19 protein-coding genes and 1 tRNA gene are annotated in these 20,847 nt (G+C 60.8%); 11 read left to right on the top strand and 9 right to left on the bottom strand.

Annotated features, from left to right (window positions below; translation table 11 throughout):
• Positions 1 to 763: 763 nt before the first annotated feature.
• From L0U80_RS08270 to L0U80_RS08260, 3 genes are all read right to left on the bottom strand, one after another.
• Entirely contained in the window at positions 764 to 1,003 is a 240-nt protein-coding gene (locus L0U80_RS08270; RefSeq protein ID WP_233863464.1) for a hypothetical protein, read from the bottom strand.
• A 160-nt stretch (positions 1,004 to 1,163) separates the two neighbouring features.
• Positions 1,164 to 2,246 carry a helix-turn-helix domain-containing protein gene (locus L0U80_RS08265; RefSeq protein WP_233863463.1) on the bottom strand — a complete coding sequence of 361 codons (1,083 nt, stop codon included), beginning with the start codon at positions 2,244 to 2,246 and terminating at the stop codon, positions 1,164 to 1,166.
• Positions 2,247 to 2,643: 397 nt separating this feature from the next.
• A tRNA-Met gene (locus tag L0U80_RS08260) sits at positions 2,644 to 2,720 on the bottom strand.
• A gap of 265 nt (positions 2,721 to 2,985) precedes the next feature.
• Between L0U80_RS08260 and L0U80_RS08255 the strand changes: the two genes are divergently transcribed.
• From L0U80_RS08255 to L0U80_RS08235, 5 genes are all read left to right on the top strand, one after another.
• On the top strand, positions 2,986 to 3,483 hold the full coding sequence (locus tag L0U80_RS08255) for a heme-degrading domain-containing protein (RefSeq protein WP_233863462.1): 498 nt from the start codon (positions 2,986 to 2,988) through the stop codon (positions 3,481 to 3,483).
• Positions 3,484 to 3,493: 10 nt separating this feature from the next.
• Complete coding sequence (locus L0U80_RS08250) at positions 3,494 to 3,826, top strand: DMT family transporter (RefSeq protein WP_373322191.1); 333 nt, start codon at positions 3,494 to 3,496, stop codon at positions 3,824 to 3,826.
• A 38-nt stretch (positions 3,827 to 3,864) separates the two neighbouring features.
• Entirely contained in the window at positions 3,865 to 4,302 is a 438-nt protein-coding gene (locus L0U80_RS08245; RefSeq protein WP_233863460.1) for a DUF1488 family protein, read from the top strand.
• Between the two features lie 104 nt (positions 4,303 to 4,406).
• Positions 4,407 to 4,994, top strand: coding sequence for a TetR/AcrR family transcriptional regulator (locus tag L0U80_RS08240; protein WP_308444848.1), 588 nt, complete (start codon positions 4,407 to 4,409; stop codon positions 4,992 to 4,994).
• A gap of 67 nt (positions 4,995 to 5,061) precedes the next feature.
• Positions 5,062 to 6,219, top strand: coding sequence for an enoyl-CoA hydratase/isomerase family protein (locus L0U80_RS08235; protein WP_233863459.1), 1,158 nt, complete (start codon positions 5,062 to 5,064; stop codon positions 6,217 to 6,219).
• A gap of 34 nt (positions 6,220 to 6,253) precedes the next feature.
• Here the strand turns inward: L0U80_RS08235 and L0U80_RS08230 are convergent, their stop codons facing one another.
• A complete protein-coding gene (locus L0U80_RS08230) occupies positions 6,254 to 6,679 on the bottom strand; it encodes a hypothetical protein (RefSeq protein WP_233863458.1) in 426 nt (141 codons plus the stop codon).
• 280 nt (positions 6,680 to 6,959) lie between these two features.
• Here L0U80_RS08230 and L0U80_RS08225 point away from each other — a divergent pair, with 280 nt between their 5' ends.
• The gene (locus L0U80_RS08225; RefSeq protein WP_233863457.1) at positions 6,960 to 7,199 is read left to right on the top strand and encodes a hypothetical protein; all 240 of its coding nucleotides are present in this window, start codon (positions 6,960 to 6,962) and stop codon (positions 7,197 to 7,199) included.
• A gap of 77 nt (positions 7,200 to 7,276) precedes the next feature.
• Here the strand turns inward: L0U80_RS08225 and L0U80_RS08220 are convergent, their stop codons facing one another.
• Together L0U80_RS08220 and L0U80_RS08215 are read right to left on the bottom strand one after the other, a co-directional pair.
• Complete coding sequence (locus L0U80_RS08220) at positions 7,277 to 8,557, bottom strand: acyltransferase family protein (RefSeq protein ID WP_308444847.1); 1,281 nt, start codon at positions 8,555 to 8,557, stop codon at positions 7,277 to 7,279.
• A 276-nt stretch (positions 8,558 to 8,833) separates the two neighbouring features.
• A complete protein-coding gene (locus tag L0U80_RS08215; protein WP_233863456.1) occupies positions 8,834 to 9,721 on the bottom strand; it encodes an aldo/keto reductase family oxidoreductase in 888 nt (295 codons plus the stop codon).
• A 95-nt stretch (positions 9,722 to 9,816) separates the two neighbouring features.
• Between L0U80_RS08215 and L0U80_RS08210 the strand changes: the two genes are divergently transcribed.
• Positions 9,817 to 10,713: a LysR family transcriptional regulator gene (locus tag L0U80_RS08210; RefSeq protein ID WP_233863455.1), complete on the top strand. Its 897-nt coding sequence runs from the start codon at positions 9,817 to 9,819 to the stop codon at positions 10,711 to 10,713.
• An 87-nt stretch (positions 10,714 to 10,800) separates the two neighbouring features.
• Here the strand turns inward: L0U80_RS08210 and L0U80_RS08205 are convergent, their stop codons facing one another.
• The 3 genes from L0U80_RS08205 to L0U80_RS08195 form a co-directional block, all read right to left on the bottom strand.
• Positions 10,801 to 13,854, bottom strand: coding sequence for an efflux RND transporter permease subunit (locus L0U80_RS08205; protein WP_233863454.1), 3,054 nt, complete (start codon positions 13,852 to 13,854; stop codon positions 10,801 to 10,803).
• A gap of 11 nt (positions 13,855 to 13,865) precedes the next feature.
• The gene (locus L0U80_RS08200; protein WP_233863453.1) at positions 13,866 to 15,017 is read right to left on the bottom strand and encodes an efflux RND transporter periplasmic adaptor subunit; all 1,152 of its coding nucleotides are present in this window, start codon (positions 15,015 to 15,017) and stop codon (positions 13,866 to 13,868) included.
• A gap of 338 nt (positions 15,018 to 15,355) precedes the next feature.
• Positions 15,356 to 16,933: an efflux transporter outer membrane subunit gene (locus L0U80_RS08195; protein ID WP_233863452.1), complete on the bottom strand. Its 1,578-nt coding sequence runs from the start codon at positions 16,931 to 16,933 to the stop codon at positions 15,356 to 15,358.
• A gap of 640 nt (positions 16,934 to 17,573) precedes the next feature.
• Between L0U80_RS08195 and L0U80_RS08190 the strand changes: the two genes are divergently transcribed.
• The 4 genes from L0U80_RS08190 (at position 17,574) to L0U80_RS08180 (ending at position 20,469) form a co-directional block, all read left to right on the top strand.
• Positions 17,574 to 17,876, top strand: a complete 303-nt coding sequence (locus L0U80_RS08190; protein WP_373322190.1) for a LysR substrate-binding domain-containing protein — start codon at positions 17,574 to 17,576, stop codon at positions 17,874 to 17,876.
• Between the two features lie 452 nt (positions 17,877 to 18,328).
• Positions 18,329 to 19,564 carry a heme-binding protein gene (locus L0U80_RS08185; RefSeq protein WP_233863451.1) on the top strand — a complete coding sequence of 412 codons (1,236 nt, stop codon included), beginning with the start codon at positions 18,329 to 18,331 and terminating at the stop codon, positions 19,562 to 19,564.
• 17 nt (positions 19,565 to 19,581) lie between these two features.
• Positions 19,582 to 19,815, top strand: a complete 234-nt coding sequence (locus L0U80_RS31795; RefSeq protein ID WP_373322124.1) for a DegT/DnrJ/EryC1/StrS family aminotransferase — start codon at positions 19,582 to 19,584, stop codon at positions 19,813 to 19,815.
• A gap of 381 nt (positions 19,816 to 20,196) precedes the next feature.
• Positions 20,197 to 20,469 (top strand): hypothetical protein, encoded by a 273-nt coding sequence (locus L0U80_RS08180; RefSeq protein WP_233863450.1) that lies wholly within the window; start codon positions 20,197 to 20,199, stop codon positions 20,467 to 20,469.
• Positions 20,470 to 20,847: the final 378 nt, after the last annotated feature.

The raw sequence follows: 20,847 nt of genomic DNA, 5'->3' as shown, positions 1-20,847 counted from the left end.
AAATACACAACTTCAGGCGGGCATGTGTGCGCGTTTCCATCGCCCGTCACAACATCGTAATGTCGAAGCGGATCGACTTCCGCAATCCGCGCGATGGCCCGGTGACAGGCGCGGCGCTCGCCGGGCGTATCAATACACAACGCGACGCCGTGGAGTTTCAGACGCCAAAGAACGCCCGCGAGCGAACCCGCCTCAATCGGGATTCGCCCGGCCGGACGCCCGCGCCGACCGCTTGCGCCCCGCGCGTCGCGGGACGCTTGCCGGTGTTTTGCGGGCGCGCGTCTTTCGTCGCTCGCCCCCGCATTCACGGCACGCGCTCATCGTCCCTTGTATTCGCGCGTCGCGTCTCCGTTCGGCCGTTTTCGCCCGCTTGTCGGGTGAGTGTGCCAGCCTGGCGGCTCGCTATCCCTGGCCCCGTCCCATGCCGCGAGTGCGTCTCGTGAATGCTCGACGGTCGGATAGCACCACAATTCCCCGTAGCCGTCGATCGTCAGATCGGCAATTATCGCGGACACAAAAGCGCAACGCGCCACGCATGCGTCGCGCCCGCTTGGAAAGACGCGGTAATCCGTCCATCCGTTCGCCTCGCAGACAGCACGCACGGCCGTTGTATCCCGCGAAAGTGCCTTGCCACGCTCGATATGCCGCATACAGGCCGTGACACTCTCGCAAAAAACTTCTTCGGGCGTCAAGCCTTCCCGCTGCGCGTACTTTCTTACACGCTCATACAGTCTTGCGTCAATGAACACATCAGACCGTTTGCTCATTCGCGTCGCCTATCCAGTAGGTTATCCATGAACATGCTCGCGGCGATTGATAAGAGCGCAGCCTTTGAAATTCCCAGACGCTTCGCGTGGGCTTCGACACGTTGCATCAGGTCCGTATCGAATGTGAGATTGACTTTTTTCGTCGGCGATGCGAGCCGATCACGTCGCACTCCCGCGCCCGCGCCGTGGGTCTGCGCGGTCGTGCCGCCTTTCTTTCTAGCGCCTGTCTGTGCCATCGTGCCTTCTCCCGGCTTCATCGTGCGCACTATAGCAATGCAGTTTGCGAGCCGCTATAAGGTTTCCATCCAGGTACGTAAAATGCAAATACGCTTCTTTACGGAACTCCCACAATACAAAAAAAGCGCCATGTGCGCGTCGTGTTTGCCGTTCGCGGAATCAGGCCGTGCGAGCCTCGCGGCCGTCGCGATTTCCAGGTTTAAATCCCTGACTTGCGCGCGATGGACGGGCACGGGCGACCAGCTCAACGTCTAGCCCTTCGGGTCTTAGCATTTGTTCCGGCTTGCAGCGCAGCACCGCACACAGTTTCGTAATCGTGCCCTGGTGCAAGACGCGCGCGCCCGCCAGTGTGCGCATGTTTTCGCGCCCGCATCCGTATTGCCCGGCCAGTTCGGCAACCGAAAGGCGACGATAAAGCCGCCATGCCGTAAGCGGTGATTTACCCGCCAGCATGTGCGCCATTACCGCGTCCGGGTAATCGGTATCGTCCGGCGCGCGCGGCTCGCGTCGCATGACACGCGCGGGCATGGCCGCAATTACCTTGTGCGGTGCATTCCCATTCATCGCAACCGGTGGCGTCGTGTTGTTGCCAGGCTTCGGCGTGAGTTGCTCGACCGTGCAATCGAACAGGCGCGCGAACATGGCGAGCGTCTCTTTCAGCGGCTTGCGCGTGCCTTGCTCATGCTTCTTGATGTTCGATACGCTTGTGCCGTTCAGTTCGGCAAGCTCGCGCAACGTCCAGCCGCGATACTTGCGCCAGGCGCGCAGCACGGGAACGCCGCGCCCGATCAATGCCGCGACTGCGGACGGCGGCGCTTCGATGAACTCGTGGGGAAAGTAGTCGCGCGCCTCGACCTTCGCCACAGGGGCGGCCGGTTCGGCGGCGGGGTGCGTGTCTTGCGTAGCAGGGGGGATGATGGCGGGGGGTGACGCGGGCGGCGCGTCGATGACGGGTTCGCTTTCGTCCGGCATGCGGGCTATCAGCGCTTCCCATTTCCGGTCATACCGGCTCCCAGGGTCGGGCGCTGCGTCGGCTGTGCTATCTGGAACAATCTGTGCCAGCGCACTGCGATACACGCCGGGCCGTGTGCCGGCTTCAATGCGGGCAGTCTGCGCACGGTGCCCCGTCTCCCACCATCCGCGCAGGGCCGAAAATACCGGGATGGACAGAATGGCTTCGGTGGGTTTGCCGCGCTCGTCGGTTATATAACGGACCAGTGAAAAATCCAGACCATACGACATTGCCATGCCTCCTGATGGTCAATAAAACGAATCTGTGCGAGCGGGAATTCCGCGCGTCCGAAGTCGTTTTCGTTTCCATCGTTTACCGGGCAATGCGCACAGTACGGGGTCCGCAAGCTGCGCGCGAACACTCCGTAAGCGTAGTGATTCTGTGGACGAAAACAAGCCCGGTAACAGACCATACAGCCGCGTAAGCGAGCCGGTAAAAAGGAAACAGGCAGGGGGAAAGTGTGGGGGTGCGGCGTGTCGCAGGGCAACAAAAAACCCGCTCAAGGCGGGTTCTTTAGTGACGAAAAATTTTGCCAATTTTTCGCCGGATTTGCCCTCAGTTTGCCCTAACGGTAGAATGCCGGGGACGTCCATGAAGACACAAAACGGCTGGAAGCCTTATTGGGCTTGGTTGCGGGGGTAGGATTTGAACCTACGACCTTCGGGTTATGAGCCCGACGAGCTGCCAGACTGCTCCACCCCGCGTCCGTCGAAGAAAAAAGATTATAAGGCAATTGAAACGTCATTGCAACATGTATCCACGTTTCGCCTTCCAGCCGATTGCAGATCGGCTGCAAATCGATTGCAAGCCGCGATTGAACACCGCGATTGCACGCCGATTGAGAGACGCTTGCCGCAGCGAAACGATCTGGGGCCAGGCTAGAATCGTGAATCCAGTCGGCGCCAGCTTACATCCCGGCAGCTACGTCCCGGCGTTGCAGCAGTGCCGTCACCACTACGGTTCGTCTCCATGGACATCGCTCACGATCTTCAGACGATCGCCGCGCAAGAACAGGTGCTCGTCTTTCCCCGGTTCGACGCAGCCCGCGCGTGGGCGCTCGGCTCTCATCTGCACGAACTCGCTCTCGCGCGTTCGCTGGTGCTCGCCATTGATGTGCGTACGTTCGGGCAACCGCTCTTCTTCAGCGCGCTTGAAGGCACGACGCCCGACAACGTCGACTGGGTGCGTCGCAAGTCGCGCGTCGTCGAGCACTTCCGGCGCAGCTCGTATTCGATCGGCCTGCGCATGCAGCAGGCGGGCACCACGCTCGCCGACAAGCACGGCCTGCCCGTTGCCGACTATGCGCCACACGGCGGATCGTTTCCGCTTACCGTCGAGGGGGCAGGGGTGATCGGCTCGGTGACGGTGTCGGGATTGCCTCAGCGCGCCGATCACGAACTCGTCGTCGAAGCGCTGTGCGCACACCTCGGCGTCGACTACGCGCAGCTTGCGCTCGGAAAGGCGTGACGCAATGCGGCTGAACGCGTGGACCTGGCTCGTCATTGCGATCATCGCCGAAGTCATCGCGACGTCCGCACTGCGGGCATCGAACGGTTTCACGCGCCTCGTGCCCTCTGTGATTGTCGTCGCGGGCTACGCGCTCGCGTTCTATGGGCTCGCGCTCACGCTGACGACCATTCCAGTGGGCATCGTCTATGCAGTTTGGTCCGGCGTGGGCATCGTGCTCATCACACTGGTCGCGATGGCGCTCTATCGTCAGGTGCCGGATCTTCCCGCTGTGCTGGGCCTCGGGTTGATCGTGGCGGGTGTCGTCGTGCTCAATCTATTCTCGAAGATGGAAGCGCACTGAGGCGTCGTCGTTCGCGAGCGGCGCGCGGCCAGATAAAGATGTCGCGGTGGCCCGCGGCACTCGGCTACTTCCGTGTGCGCACCCGCACGCACGTTCGCGACGGTGCAGTTGGGCAAGGCGTAACATTGTCGGTCATTCCCGCCGGCCGCCGGCGCGGATTTTCTTCCGATGAATGGCCGATGAGGCTCGAGATGGACATCCGCTTTTCTTCCGACGCGCCGCTCTATCGCGATTCGAATCTGACTGTGGTGTTCGCCGCACTCGTCGATGGCGCGCGCGTTCCATGCGCGATTTCGGTCGAGGCGCTCGAAGATCATTTCGGCGCGCCCGCGGCGAGCCGCGATGCGTCGATGAAGGCCTTCGATGCCGGGCGCCTGCACATCGAGCAGGTGGCCCGCGCGCACCTCGAACTCAGCAACGGCACACCCGTCCTGCTCAAGAGCGGGCACTTTCCCCCGGGACGTCTCGGCTCGTAAAGCCGCCCGGGACGCTTCGACCCACGCGCCCGCGACAACGACAATCGCCCCCAATGGGAATACCTGACCGAAAAGACCCCTCAAACGCCGTCCAGCAACCGGAATTGCGACAGGCGCTGCGAGCTCGCATTCTCGATGCCGCACAGCGCATCGTGACGCGCGATGGCTTTACGGCGCTATCGATGCGCAAGATCGCAGACGCGATTGGCTACTCACCGGCGTCGCTCTACCTGTACTTCGAAAACCGCGACGAGATCGCGCGCGCACTCGGTCACGAGGGGCATGCGCAACTGCTTGCGCAGCTCGAACCGCTCGTGCTGATCACGGATCCGCGCGAACGTATTCGCGCACTCGCCCAGACGTATGTGGCATTCGGGAGGGCGCATCCGCAGACTTATCGGGCGGTGTTTATCGACGTGCCCGGCGCCGCGGATCCGGGCGGGCAGGTTGTGGCGTTATTTGCCGATGCCCTCGATGCGTTGTATGGCGCCGATGGTGTGGCGCGCGCCGAGGCGTTCTGGGCGACGCTGCACGGCATTGTGGCGCTTTCGCTCACTTGTCCCGGGTTTCCGCGCTCTCCGCTTGGGCAGGTCGTGGATGCGGCACTGGATGCCTGGACGGGTTCGCAATCCAGCGCGCCAACGGACGCTGGAACGCCTGTCGCGAAGCGAACAAAGGCATCGACGACGTGATAGCCTCACAAGCCTGGCCTCGCTAACGAGGAGTGTTTTCATCGCACTTTCGATTTCTCGTGTCGCCATGTCACACGTCCCCCCATCTGCCAGCGACGATGAGCAGTACGTCGTCGCCCGCGTAGCGAACCGCATCGGCTTTATCGAGCTTGAACGTCCGCAGGCGCTCAATGCGCTGACCACGGGCATGGTCAGCGCGATGCTCGCCGCGCTCGTGCGCTGGCGCGACGATCCGGACGTGCTCGCGGTGGTCGTGCTTTCGCGTCACGCGCGATCGTTTTGTGCTGGCGGCGACATCCGTTTTCTCTACGAGTCGTTCCGCGCCGGCGATCAGGCTGCACTCGACACGTTTTTCTCCACCGAATACCGCCTCAATCACGCGATATTTGCCTATCCGAAGCCCTATGTCGCGTTGATGAACGGTGTGGTGATGGGCGGCGGCATGGGCATTTCGCAGGGCGCGTATCGCACGGGCGGTCTGCGCGTGGTGGGGGCGTCAACGCGTGTGGCGATGCCCGAGACGCGCATTGGCCTCTTTCCGGACGTGGGCATGGGCTGGTTTCTCGCGCGCACGCCAGGCGCGCTCGGCCGCTATCTCGCAGTGAGCGGCGAGACGATCGACGCCGCCGGCGCACTTTACGCGGGTCTCGCGGACGTTTATCTCGACGATTCCGCCTGGCCCGCGCTCATCGATGCGCTGGAAACGGAGCCGTTCGCGTCGGGCACGGAACTCGTCGCGCGTATCCGGCGCGAGGTCGCGACTCCCGAGGTCACGCAGCAGACCGTGGACGCCTGTGCGCTTGCCAGTGCACGAGCGTGGATCGACAGACATTTTTCGCATACGGACGTACCGGCTATCGTGGCGTCGCTCGAAGCCGCAACGCGTGACGCCGAAAACCCCGACGCATCAGAGGCCGAGTGGGCCGGACAAATCGTCGGTGTGCTGCGCGAGCGGTCGCCGCTGTCGATGGCGGTGTCGCTGGAGGTCGTGTCGCGCGCCGAGGATTCGATGGCGGACGTGTTGCGCCGCGATCTCGATCTCACGCGATCGAGTTTCACGCAGGGCGATGTGATGGAAGGGATACGCGCGCGCATCATCGACAAGGACAATCTTCCGACGTGGCGTTTCGCTCGCGTAGAGGATGTGACGGCGAGCGACGTCGAGAAGATGTTCAGGAGCCCATGGACGGTCGAGGACCATCCGCTGCGCGATTTGATGGAGTGAGCCGCGCCGCGCTTGTCTGCAAGGCGCGCCTCGTTCAGTCCTCGACGGTTTCGCTCATCAGTGCGCGCATGAACACGAGTGCGCCCCATCCCCACATGGCGTTCGAAGCAAACCCCATCGCGAGGCGCGGCAGCATGTTGCCGCTCGGCCAGATGCCGCGCAGCGGATCGACGACGAATACCATCCCGGCCGTGAGCACGAGGCCGCCGAATACGAATGCCGGCACCCACGGCGCGGGCCGCGAAGGCGACACGCGCAGCAGCCACGCCATCGGCACGGCCCAGATGGCGCTCCAGATGGCGTTCACGAGAAACTCAGGCAAGCCGAGGGGCAAGAACGGTTGTGTCGAAAAGCCCGATGCGTCGATGAACTGTGCCGCATGCAGCAGCGCGAGCGTCGCTTCGCGAAAGAACAGCGACGCCAGAAAGCCCGATACGAACGGCAGAATCAGTTTTTGCATATGAAACAAGCGAAAGTGCGAAGCATCGGCACGTGGCGCGTAAAACAGTGCGAAGTGGCGCCCGATGCGGCCTGTTGGGCCGTTCAGGGTGTGCGCCATTATATCGGCGCATTGCGGCTGCGACTTTAGCTGTGTGCGTTCGGACGTCGTACTCGTTATGAAAGTGAAAGGGCGCCCAAAAATGACGACGCTGGTGAAGTCGGTGCACGTGTTCACGGCGGGGCGGTCGCGCGCGGGGGAGTGCTAGGATGGATTGTCTGCTTATGACGGAGACGGGATCATGGAGCCGAAGGGCCTCGACATGGGCGACTACGAGGAGCACTACAAGGACTGCGACATCGAGGTTGCGGTCGAGCAGGTGCTGACTGGCGTGAAGGCACATTTTCGCGTGCTGAAGGGCGATGCGGTCCTGCTGGACTGGCAACTCGTCCATATAGACCGGCTGTGGACGACTGAGCACGCTGCCGCAGAGGCGGGTTTCGAAGCGGCGCGGGCGTGGATCGATGCACGTCCGGCCTGAGATTGATTAGTGTCCGCGTGGTTGTGTCCCCAGGCGGAATCCTTGGGGGCGGTCGCTCGATCGCAAGTACCCGCGGCTCAATCGTTGGCGGCCGGACGCGTTTTTTCCCAATGACGTAGTGTCGGTAACGTGTCGGCCCACGCGTAGAAGCGATTCCTGAACGGTACCTCGATGTGGCGATGCAACAGCAGTGCCACTTCAAAAAAGCCCAGCAGAAAAAAGACGAAATACGCGGCGCGCAAATACGCGTTTGCGGTGGTGGCGATGAGTTTTAGATACACAGGCAATAGCGCTCCATGGCCAAGATAAAGCGAATACGAAATGCGGCCGAGAAACTGAGCTGGTTTTGAAGAAAGCACTTTCGCGACCGGGCCGTCGTCATTTAGCAGCGATGCAACCAGAAGGGAAAAGATAACTGGCGCCGCCAATGCGATGCCATTTTTCCAGTCGGAAATATCGCAGAAGACAAGGGCCACGACGCAAACCGGTAGCTGCAGCGTTCTGCTCCGGAGCGCGCTTATGATCCGCGTATTGCTGCATTCCGCAATTAGACATCCTGCAAAGAAGCCTGCGCCGCAGCGGGTCCAGCCGGATCCAAACGAGAGGTCGAGGCACGGACCTTGTGTCAGGCAGCGAAACTCGTCGATGCTCAAGTAGATTGCGCTCGCGTAGCTAACGGTGGCGATAATCCCGAACGCGAAGATACGTCGTGGAGATGGAATCGTTGCGCAAATCACCGCGAACAGCAGGTATACGTAGAACTCGTCCCCTGCGCTCCAGCTAACTGGGTTGCGCAGTGCCGCACCGGAATTGCTAAAGCCATTTGCCATCGTGGCGACTGCGAATACGTCGAATGGCGATACGGACGTGCTGCTAGGCGTTCCGGGCGCCGCTACCTCCGGAGCGATCTGAAATAGTGCGTAGACGTTGGTGTACGCGAGAAAGAGGACCGTCGATGCGATGTAGGGCGGCCAGAGGCGTCCGATACGCCGCAGGACGAACCGGGTGACATTGGATACACCGGAAAGCCTGTCGCCGTACGCTGTGCAGATCACATAGCCGCTGAGGACGAAGAAGAGGTCAACGGCCAGGTACCCGTTTCGTACGATTCCCGAGGACTGGGACAAAAGAGCCAGGTGATAGAACATCACGACGAGCGCCGCAGTGCCTCGCAAACCTTCCAGGCTTCGGTTTGTTGTTGTGTGCAAAAGGGTCTCCGGCAAAGACGCACAGGTCCTGGCACAACATTTTGTTCCTCGAATCCGGACAGCGATGTGTGCTGGCGAACGTGTATCGAGTACGTGAACAGTTGGGCGCCTGCGGGCGGACTTTTTCGTTTTCGGGGACCGCTGGACCACGGGCGATGGCCGTGCCGGGCTGCCGCTGGCGCGATAACGGTGGCGCGGCGGGAGTCCTGAAGGCCAGTGCCTCGCTCCCCGGCCTACCTGATTAGATCGACAACCTAAGCGGCTTCATCCGCGCGCGCGTGTGGTCGGTGAAAATCGAGTCACCCTCCGGACGTGGCGAGATTGAGCACCGTGCTGCAGCCGAGCCCGCGGCTACCCACGGTGACAATTGCGATCCGCTTCGTGGCTGTCGAATCAGGCGTAGTTTGCATTGCTAATTGCCTGAAATCATTCGTGCCCCGCAGCGCTGGCGTTACCAACTCGATCGAGTTGTTTAAGCACATCGTCCGGCAGATCGAGCGTGCCAGCGGCCAGATTCTCGCGCAGATGCGCAACGGACGACGTGCCGGGAATCAGTAGCATGTTCGGAGCGCGACGTAGTAGCCAGGCAAGGGCGACCTGCATCGGCGTCGACCCGAGACGGGCAGCTATTTCGGACAGGCTGGATGACTGCAGCGGCGTGAAACCGCCCAACGGGAAGAAAGGCACATAGGCAATCCCGTCGCGGGCGAGATCGTCGATCAAGGCGTCGTCGGCGCGATGCGCGATGTTGTAGTGGTTCTGAACACAGACGATTTCGCAGATCTGTTGCCCTTGTGCAATCTGCGCGGGCGTGACGTTGCTCAGTCCGATATGACGCACGAGCCCCTGTCGCTGCAATTCGGCGAGCGCAGTCAACGGCGCTTCGATCGATCCCTCCGCTGGCCCGTGAATGCCGAACATGCTGCGCAGATTGACTACGTCCAGTCTGTCGAGACCGAGGTTGCGCAGGTTGTCGTGCACCGCGCGGGTCAGGTCTTCGGCTGAAAACGCGGGCAGCCATGCGGCGTCGTCACCACGACGCGCGCCGAGCTTGGTCACGATGACGAGATCGTCGCGATACGGATGCAGCGCCTCGTGAATCAATTGATTGGTCACGTTGGGACCGTAGAAGTCGCTGGTATCGATGTGATTGACGCCGGATTCGACCGCCTCGCGCAATACCGCCAGCGCGGCGTTGCGATCCCTCGGCGGCCCGAATACGCCGGAGCCCGCGAGTTGCATGGCGCCATAACCGAGCCGATTGACGGTGGAATCGCCGAGCTTGAATGTGCCGGATGACTGGACACTGGACATACCGTTCTCCTTGCAGTGGACGACCAGAGCTTAGAACTTGAATCACTGGTCGATAAGCCCTCATAATCTGCACAGGTTGTACGAGGATGCGCACAATGCAGATCGATCTCTCCGATTTAAACGCTTTTGTGGCGGTCGCACGCGCGAAGGGCTTCCGGGAGGGCGCTCGCGCCATCGGCTCCAGCGCCTCCGGGCTGAGCGAGGCGGTCCGCCGGCTCGAAGCGCGGCTCGGCGTAAGACTGCTGCACCGCACGACGCGCAGCGTCGTGCCCACCGAGGCGGGCGAGCGCCTGCTCGAACGTCTGCGGCCCGCGTTAAACGAAGTGGAAGCGGCACTCGATGTCGTCAATACCTTCCGTGACAGGCCGGCGGGCACGCTTCGGCTCAACGTGCCGCTCAGTGCGGCGCGCCTGATCCTTCCCGCCATCGTGCCCGGGTTTCTCGCCGCCTATCCTGAGATCCAGCTGGAAGTCATCGCCGAGGAGAGTTTTGTCGATGTGCTGGCGGCCGGATGCGATGCGGGCATTCGTTACGGCGAGCGGCTGGAGCAAGACATGATCGCCGTGCCGATCGGCCCGCGTACTCAGCGCTTCGCGACTGCCGCCTCGCCGGCTTACCTCGATTGTCGCGGGCGGCCGGCGCATCCGCGTGATCTGCTCGGCCACGCGTGTTTTCGCGGGCGTTTCGCGAGTGGGGCGATGCCGCCCTGGGAATACGAGCGGCATGGTGAAGTGGTGCGCGTCGATCCCGCCGGCCCGTTGCTGGTTCAGGTCGGCGGGGCCGTGGATCTTCTCGTCGATGCCGCCATTGCAGGGACCGGGCTGGTCTCTCTCTTCGAAGACTGGCTGCGCCCGCATTTCGAAAGTGGTGCGCTCGAACCCGTTCTCGAAGACTGGTGGCCCTCGTTCCCGGGCCCATTTCTCTACTATTCAGGGCGGCGTCTGGTGCCCGCGCCTTTGCGCGCGTTTGTCGACTTCATCAAGGCGAACTGACGCCGGACCCGTGCTGCGTCTATCGAGTTGCAGCAGGTACGCGGTCCCTTCCGTACCGGTTCGCCAATGTCGTCATGCGCGAATCGCTCAGGCCTCCACCGGATGCTCTCTATCCCGATGATGGTCCGCGGCGAGGAACATATACATCGCAGGCACGACGAACAGCGTGAACAGCGTGCCGATCGACAACCCCGTGAAGATCACGAGCCCCATTGCGTTGCGGCCGGCCGCGCCCGCACCCGATGCGATCACGAGCGGCAGCACGCCCAGCACCATCGCGGCCGTTGTCATCAGGATTGGCCGCAAACGCACGCCAGCCGCTTCTTCGAGTGCTTCGCGCTTGCCGCGTCCCGCGCGTTGCAGCTCGTTCGCGAATTGCACGATCAGAATGCCGTGCTTGCTGACGAGGCCCATCAGCGTGACGAGACCCACTTGCGTGTAGATGTTGAGCGTCGTAAGGCCCACGTTGATGAAAATCAGCGCGCCGAACAGCGCCATCGGTACCGATACGAGAATCACGACCGGATCGCGGAAGCTCTCGAACTGAGCGGCGAGCGCGAGAAACACGATGATCGTTGCGAGCAACAGCGTGATCAGGAAGCCGCCAGACTCCTGCACGAATTGTCGCGACAGACCTGAATAGTCGGCCGTGTAGCCCGTCGGCGCGGCGGCGATGGTGGCTTGGCGCAGGAAGTCGAGCACTTCGCCCTGCGAGATGCCCGGCGCGACCACGCCGGAAATCGTTGCCGAGTTGAGCTGCTGGAAGTGATTGATCGATTCGGGTACGACGTTTGGCTTCAGACGCGTGACCGTCGATGCCGGTATCACGCTGCCGTCGGGCGTGCGCAAGTAATAGTCGAGCACTTGCGACGGGTTCAGCCGGTCCGTTTGCAGCACCTGCGGAATCACTTTGTACGAGCGGCCCGCAATCGAAAAGTAGTTGACGAAGTTACCGCCGAGCGCCGCGCCGAGCGCTTGCCCAACATCGCTTTGCGTCAGGCCGAGCGTAGCGACTTTGTCGCGATCCACGAGCAACACGCTTTCTGGTTTGTCGATCTTCAGATCGCTGTCGACGAAGAAGAACATGCCGCTTTCGCGCGCCTTTTGCAGCACGGCTTGTGACACTTCGTTGAGGTTCTCGAACGGCTCCGTCGTGCTAATGACGAATTGCACAGGCAAACCTTGCGCGCCCGGGAGCGGCGGAAACTGAAACGCGGCGACACGCGCGCCCGCAATGCCGTTCCACTTCTCCTGCAATTCCTGCTGCAATTGCGTCGCGCCTTTCTTGCGCTTGTCCCACGTCTTGAAGAGCACGCCACCGATGCCCTGGTTCAACGTCGGCGCGCCCGTGAGCTGGAACATCTGTGAGTATTCGGGCATTTGCTTCGAGATATCGAAGACCTGGTCCGCGTAGGTCTGCATCTGCTGGATCGTCGCGTTCGGCGGCCCAAGGATCTGGGATAGCACGATGCCCTGGTCCTCTTGAGGGGCGAGTTCCGATTTCGACGTCATGAAGAGAAACACGGCGCCGCACAGGAGCAGCGCGCCCATCACGATGAAAACGGGCCACGTGTCGAGCATCGCATGTAGTAGACGCCCGTAACCGTGACGCACGCGTTCGAACTGCCGGTTGACGAAGTGCGCGAAGCGCCCCGACTCCTGGTCCTTGCGGAAAAAGCGCGAGCACAACATCGGCGAAAGCGTCAGCGCGATGACAGCCGACACCGTGACGGCCCCCGCCAGCGTGAATGCAAACTCGGTGAACAGCGCGCCGGTCAGTCCGCCCTGAAAGCCAATCGGTACGTACACGGCGATCAGCACAACAGTCATGGCGAGAATCGGGCTGCCGAGTTCGCGCGCGGCGATCAGTGCGGCTTCAAAAGGCGGCTTGCCTTCTTCGTTCATATGCCGGTCGACGTTCTCGACCACGATGATTGCATCGTCGACGACAAGACCGATCGCGAGAACTAGCGCAAGCAAGGTCAGCAGATTAATCGAATAGCCAAGCACCTGCATCACGAAGAACGTGCCGATCAACGAGAGCGGCATCGCGATCACGGGTACGATCACCGCGCGGAAACTGCCGAGGAAAAGGAAGATCACGGCCGTCACGATCAGCAGCGCTTCGATGAGGGTCTTCACCACTTCCACGATGGCGGTGTTGATGAAGTCGGTCGCGTCGTAGACGATGTCGCCCGTCATGCCAGTCGGAAATTGCTTCTGCAGGTCCGGAAAGACCACTTTCACGCGCTTCGCGACGTCGAGCACGTTCGCATCGGGCGCCACCTTGATGCCGATGAACACCGATCGCTTGCCGCTGAATGCGACGTTGAAGTCGTAACTGTCCGCGCCGAGCACGACATTCGCGACGTCTTCGAGGCGCACGATCGCGCCGTTCTTCTGCGTGATAACGAGCTTCTTGAAGTCATCGACGGAATGCAGGTCGGTGCCGGCATTCAGATCGACGCTGATCATCTGGCCTTTGGTCGTGCCGAGCGTCGCAAGATAGTTGTTGTTGCCGAGCGCCGTGAATACGTCCGAAGCCGTCACGTTGTGTGCGGCAAGCTTGCCCGAGTCGAGCCACGCACGCAGCGCGAACTGACGGCCACCGAGAATCTCCGCCGTTTGCACGCCCTGGATCGAATCGAGCTTCGGCTTCACGACGCGCAGCAGATAATCCGTGACGTTGTTGCTCGGCAGCACGTCGCTGTAGAAACCCATGTACATCGCGTCTGTGGTCTGACCCACTTGCACGGTGAGCACGGGCTGCTGCGCTTGAGGCGGCAACTGGTTGCGTACCGATGCGATCTGCGTGTTGATCTGCGTTAGCGCGCGATTCGAGTCGTAGTTCAGGCGCAGCGTTGCGGTGATCGTCGAGACGCCCGTGCTGCTTGTCGACGACATGTAGTCGATGCCCTGTGCCTGCGCGATAGCGGCTTCGAGCGGCTGCGTGATGAAGCCGGCCATCGTGTCGGCGCTCGCGCCGTAGTAGGCGGTGGTGATCGTCACCACGCCGTTTTCGGTTTGCGGATACTCGCTGACTTTCAGCGCCGCAAGCGAGCGTAACCCGAGCACGAGTATCAGCAGACTCACCACTGAGGCGAGTACCGGGCGTTCAATGAAAATGTCGGTGAATTTCATCGCGCAGCCTTTTATTGTTCCTGAGGCGCCGGATTCGGGTTGTCCGCAGGCAGCACGCGGTTGTCGATCACCAGTGGCGTGCCGTTTTTCAGTTTCAGCTGGCCGCTCGTTACGACCTGCGTGCCTTCGTTGATGCCTTTGAGAATCGCGACCTGGTCGCCGCGCGTCGGACCCGGCGTAACGAATACCTGTTGCGCGACGGGCATGACCTTGCCTTGCGCATTCTTTTGCTGGCCAGGCTTCACGACGAACACCGTCGCGCCATACGGGTTATAGGTGATCGCCGTTTGCGGCAAGGTCAGATAGCGCTCCACGGTGCCCGCATCGATCTTGACGTTCGCATACATGCCGGGCAGTAGCTTGCGCTCGCGATTGTCGACGGTCGCCTCGATCTGCACGTTGCGCGTCGCGCTGTCCACGCGTGGATTGATCGAGCGGATCTTGCCGTCGAACGCGCGATTGCCGAACGCATCCGTATCGACGACGATGGCCTGGCCGACCTGCAATTGCCCGAGTTGCTTTTGCGGCAGATAGAAGTCGGCGTAAATCGGGTCGATGGCTTGAAGCGTGACGATGGCATCGCCCGGATTGATGTACTGGCCGGGGTTGACCGTTGTGATACCGACGCGCCCCGCGAACGGCGCGCGTATCGTCTTCTTTTCGACTAGGGCGGCCTGTTGATCGACCTGGGCTCTTTTGCTTTTCAGGTCGGCGGCATCGGCGTCGAGCTGCGCCTTGGCAATCGCCTGAATGCCGAACTGCGCCTGGTCGCGCTTGTAGACCGTTTGCGCAAGTTCGGCCGCTGCTTGCAGGGACGCGAGCTGCGCACGATCCGAATCGTCGTTCAGACGCACGAGCACCTGGCCGGTCTTCACCTCCTGGCCAGAGTTAAACGCGATCTCGCGCACGAGCCCGGCCACTTCCGTCGTCACCTCGACGCCGCGCACCGCGCGCAGACTGCCCACGGCGGCAAGCTGTGGCTGCCATGTCTGATAGCTTGCGACAGCGGCCGTAACGGTGGCAGGCGGCGCTGCGTTGCTCGCCATGAACTGCTTGATCATGTGCGCCCGGAAGAGATTGAAGCCGACCAGTGCGCCGAGCAGCAGGCCAACGCAGATCAGCATGATGATCATCCGCTTTGCCATCGGTTTTTTCGTCGTCATCGTCGCGTCCTTGCAGGACAAACAGTTCTGCGTGGGGCGGGAGTGAGCGCTAAAGCGCGGACTCCCGTCGACAGCTTTGGGTGGGACCGGAGTAAGTGCTCTGCATGGGGCCGAAGTGAGCGCTGAAGCGCTAACTCCGGCCGACAGCTGAAGCGCTAACTCAGGTCGACCGCTTTGCATGGGACCTGAGTAAGTGCTCTGCATGGGGCGGGAGTAAGCGCTGAAGCGCTAACTCCCGCCGACAGCTAAAGCGCTAACTCCGGTCGACAACTGAGGCACTTGCTCGTCCGGCGCTGCTGCGGTCTGATCGCATGCGACGCGCGGCTACCGCGAGAAATTCACTTCGGCGTAACCGGCGTGGACTGGGTTGCCTCGCTCGTCGCCGTGTTGTTCCACCAGCCGCCGCCAAGCGCCTGGAACAGCGCCGCCGTGTCCGCGTAGCGCGCGGCTTGCGCCTGCGCGAGATTCACAACGGTCTGCTGGTATTGACGCTGCGCGTCGAGCAGCGCCAGATAGCTGACGCCGCCGAGGCGAAACTGACCGCGCGTCAGGTCGAGCGAACCGCTGGCCGCGTGCCATGCTTCCGTCTGAGCGCGCAGACCGGTTGCATCGTGTTCGAGCGCGCGCAATGTGTCGGCGACATTCTGGAACGCGAGCAGCACCGTTTGCCGGTATTGCGCATTGGCCTGATCGAATGCAGCTTCTGCTGCGCGCTTTTGCGCGCTTAGCTGGCCGCCGTGAAAGATCGGCTGTGTGATGCCTGCGCCGATGTTCCAGATCATATCGGCGTACTTGAGAAGGCCCGCGGGCGTCAACGCCTGCGGACCGTAACTCGCGGAGAGCGTGAGCTGTGGATACATGTTTGCCGTCGCGACGCCCACTTGGGCGCTCGCCTGATGCAGCGTGGCGTCGGCGGCGAGAATGTCGGGACGCTGCCGCACGAGCGACGACGGCACACTGACCGGCAGCGTTTGCGGCAGCGTGAACATCGACAGCCTGAACTCAGGCACGTCCGAATCGCTCGGCAGTTTGCCCGCAAGGACCGCGAGCTGGTGACGCGTCTGATCGAGCGACTGACGCAGCGGCGGCAATGTTGCGCGTGTCTGCGCCACGAGCGTTTCCTGTGAAAGCACGGCGACGCGGCTCACGCCGCCCAGTCCGAACTGCTGGCGCAATACGCCGAGCTGCGCGTCTTCGTCGTCGGCGATGCGCGCGGTGGCGTCGATCTGCTCGCGCAGTGAGGCTTCCTTGATGGCCGCCGTCACGATGTTTGCGGACAACGCGAGATACGCCGCCCGCAACTGAAAGCCCTGGTAATCGACCTGCGAGCGCAGCGATTCCAGTTCGCGCCTTCCGCCGCCGAACACATCGAGGTTGTACGACACGTTCACCGAGGCGTTATAGAGGTTCAGCACTTCCGTGAGCTGTGGCTCGCCGAACGTGACGCCGTTGAATTTCTCGCGCGTCGCATTGGCCTTCGCGTCGACGGACGGATACAGCGTGGTGCCGATTTGCGCGCGAAGATTCTCGCCGGCCTGCCTGAGCGCGGCTTGCGCCGCGGCGACGTTGGGGCTGTTGGCGAGCGCTTCGCGGATCAGGGCGTCGAGGGGCTCGCAATGAAAGAGCGTCCACCACTGGGCCGGAATGTCGAGGCCGGCCACGAACTGTTGCGGGCTGCCTGATGCGCCCGGCGACGAGGCCGTCTGATCGGGTAGGGGTGTGGACGTGTAGGCGTCGGTAGCGGGCGGGGCGGGCGTGTGGTAATCAGGGCCGACCGTGCAGCCGGAAACGGTGATCAGGACAGTGATCAATGCAGCACGCGTGACCATCTCATCGGTTGCATGGCGGCGAGGCGCGCTGCGCGAATGCCAGTGCAATCGACTGCGACTGAAACCGCGGTTGACGTCATCGATCATGTATCCACCCTGGTTTACCGCGCGGATTACGAACGAAACTGCCGGTGCAGCGTTTGAAATCATGCCACAACAGGGGCGCGTGAACGGCGAACGGTACTGGGAGGTGCTTGCGCCTGGTTGCAAGTGGCAGCCGAATGCGATACCGACTGCGTTCCGGCTACGCGCAATCCAGCCTGGATTTGGCCGCACGCCGGCAGGCACAGTGAATCATCAGATTGATTCGACGTTCGATCGCTGGGGCAGTCGTTCGGTGGAACCTGGACAGTCGTCCGCACAGGTTCTTTTTGAGCTGCAATTCATGTGACCCAGCAGCACCGTCCGGTGGGTGTGCCCGGCATTCTCACGACGCCGTTTCAGGCAACGAGTGTGCGTCTGCGGCCTTCATTTGGGAGGGGGCTCGCGCCCCCGCGATTGCGTGGCGCCTTGCGCCGATTGTTTCGAGACGCAGCGGGTTTGCCGCAACGTCTGTTCGATTGTCGCCGCCGAAGTCGAGAGAGCCTGTAAAGGCTGCTTTGGGTCGGATCATGCCTATTGCATACATAGTTCTGCACGAAGAATGCGAGCAACGTACAGCCCGCGACCAGATACATGACGATCATCCAGAAACGCTCATAGCCGGCGAACGCAGGCAAGGGCTGCCATTGCGATCTCGCAACGGTCAGAGCGAGCACGGCACAGCCGAACGAAACAACGCCCGATTGCACGGCGGTCATCGCTAGCACGGCGTGAGGCTGCGCTGGAGGATTGGGGCGTGGCAAGCCCGCCGGAGTTTGCGGTAGGAGACGACCTCCGTGCCGGCAGGCTGGTCCAGGTACTGCCCGAATGGGCGTTCGAGCCACGCGCTTATAGCGGGCCTGTCTGGCTGCTGTATCCGCCGAACCGGCTCCTCCCGCCGAAAATGCGAGCATTAATCGACTGGCTAGTGGAACAGTCCGGTGGCTGATATATGAGGAAACACCTGAAGACGCATTCGTTTCGGAACGAATCCCGAGCGGGGGAGCTAAATATTTTTATCGAAAATTCACGCGATAAAAATTTGCCACATCGATTTTTTTTGATCTATTTTTACCGATATACGCATCGCTAAATGCGTCATATTTTGCACTACGTACAATTTGTACAAGAAAGGAAGATAAAGCAATCTGAAAAATACGTGTGCAGAGATCGCTTATATAGAGCGTTATCAAATGTTATGTTTTTCAGTAGTGGATGTCATATTTAATAAAACGCGTCATAAAAAATAACCGGGTGAGATGCTGCATTTAATTGTGGTGAAGTAGATGTGGAAGTATTACTGCACTCGGTGAATTACGGAGTGCGTAACATCAGATTGAATTCATTCGAGTAAACAATCCAAGGATTTGTTAACTGAAACATAACCAGGATTATCTCATCATGGAAAACGAAGCAAATAAACCATTGGTTGAAACGATCAAGCCACTAGTTTCACTGCCAGAAAACTTCAAGATACGCGAAGTGCTGCCGGAGGGTGTGGTCGGCGTCTTGAAGCCCGAAGCCCCGCTGGGGATCGCACTGTCCCACTTCAAGGGAACCTTCTGCGGCACGGGCTTCAATACGATATTCCGCCCCAACAGCGCAGCGCCGACCACGACCACCTTCACCAACACCGTCATCCCAGCGCCACCGGCGCCCCCCAGCGAGAACGTGCTCGAACTCAATTTGACACACGAAAAACTGTCTTTTGCGTTGTCGCTGGGTACCGTGCCCAATCGCGGGCTGGAAGCGCAGAACGACATCGTCCTCAATGGCGTCCCGTATGCGCAAGCCATCAACGATGTGACCAACCCGGCTACCGGTCGCGGCGATGGCGCGGCGACCGCGATCCACTTCGAGCCAGGCCTCTGGATGCACGTGCCCACGACCGAAACCACTCCCAAGCTCGCAGCCTCCCTGGTGCGCATGGCATCGATCCCGCATGGCACCACCATCAATGCACAAGGTGTTGATCCGAAGTCAGCTACAAACGGACCGCCCACCATTCCACCAGTGAACATTACCCCGTTCTTCATCAACAACAACCACGTGACGTTCGTCCCGTTCATAAGCCAGACAGCTAGCAACAAGAACACGCCACGTATCCCGCAGGACCTGACGGCCTTCATCGCCGCAGGAACCATTACCCAGGATATCCTGAACGACCCTAACCAGGTACTTCGCAACGCCATCGCGGGCCAGACCATTACCAGCACCATCACCTTCACCGTTTCCACGACGCCGACACCACCCATATTCGGCGGCGGGGCGGACAACATCGCATTCCTCGAGGGCGATGCCAACACCACAAACCCGAATGCTGACACGGTCAGCATGAACGCCACGTTCTGGATTGAAGCCGTGGAACACAAGATTGTGGTTCCGCCGTTCAAGCCCGGTGATCCGGTGTTGAAAATACCTGCCACGCCAGCCAAACCCGGTCTGCCGGCCCCGGTATTCGACGTATTACCCCCGCGCGAACTGCTCAAGCCGATCACTATCACGGTGACCTCGACCCAGATCCAGTATTCGCAAGTGGTGTTTCTAAAATTCGGCGGCCTGATCTGGCCGCACGTTTCAGTCGCGACGCTGGTGCCATGCGATACGCAGACGGTGCCGGATTCGGTTTGGGGATGATGTTGGCGTTGGATTAGATGGATTGTCGGCAAACTGTTTATCCGGCCATCGAAGACGCGGCTCAGGCACTGGGTTCAAGCTTGAGCTGCGGGAGTATCGATTTATTCGATGTTGCGGGTTGGTTCAGTTTTCGTGCGAACAAGGCTCTGGCATCGATGGAGGGTGGTGACGTTACCCCGCCGAGTACAGCATTCAAGCCGGACTCGGCGAAGGCTTATCCGACGCTGCTTCAACCACTGTTGCTTCGTTAGCCATTTCATCAAGTACTGAGAAGATTTGAGCCAGATCTTCGCTGTACGAAGCTTTGTAGTTGGGTGTGGCTACGTACCGGTCTTCTATGCGCGAGACTCGTTGACGAATGAGTTCGTGGTGCTGATTCCAGTAGCGCCCCATCTCGTTCGAACTAAAGCCTCCTGGAAGCGCAGCTTTGAACGCAACGTAGTGATCTTCATCTCGGCCCGACAAGAATGGGCTAGTCAAATGAGACAGGCAGCGGTCGAGGAAGTGAAGGACATTGTCCTCGTAGATGTCGGGGTTGAAGCAGACGCCGTGATCTGCCTGATTTCTTCGGACCAATTCGCCTGCGCGAGGGCCACAATTAAACGCGCAGGAACTCCAGTTCGAGCGGCACCGTGGAGAATCCGAAAAAATCCGACGCTTGGTACTTCCGCTACCCGATTGGCGTTGCAATGGTAGCAGGAGGGATTTGGCTCTCGAACCAGCCCAGCACTGCCGCGTGGGTCGCGTTTGTGCTCATCTTGATGGCGGCGTTCGTGATATACGAGGCACTCTTGCTTCTAGTCTTTGCCCTGGTCAGCTTTTTCTTTCTGCGATGGCTGGCCGCTATCCCCGTCAGCTTGGCGACGCTGTTCTTTCTGTGGCTGGTCGTGAAAAAGGACCAATAGGGCGCTTGTCACTCAGCCACGGAGGGCAGCATCCTCGACCTCTCCGACGTTAGAGAAGACTCATATAGCCTGGCTGTGCTGTCCGACGTCCAAGGTAATCTGGCGCCGATTGGCATAACGGGGAGCACAACATGAAGAAAATTGGGAGCTTCGTGTTCTGGGCCATTGTCGCGATGGTCGGCGTGCGTGCGTATTGCTCGGCCGATTTCGTGGCGCGAAAGGCTCGTATGCACCTACAAGGACCCGTCCGGCGATTGTCTGTTAGAGGACGAGCATATCCGGCGAATTGCCCATGATGCAGCGGTGGACGCTATCTCCGATTGGCGCGCCGAATGCTCCGGACTCTACAGCTCAACCAATCCGGATTGCTCGTTGTTC

The organism is Paraburkholderia adhaesiva, from assembly GCF_021390575.1.
Lineage (GTDB): Bacteria > Pseudomonadota > Gammaproteobacteria > Burkholderiales > Burkholderiaceae > Paraburkholderia > Paraburkholderia adhaesiva.
This window is presented reverse-complemented; position numbering and strand designations above follow the sequence as displayed.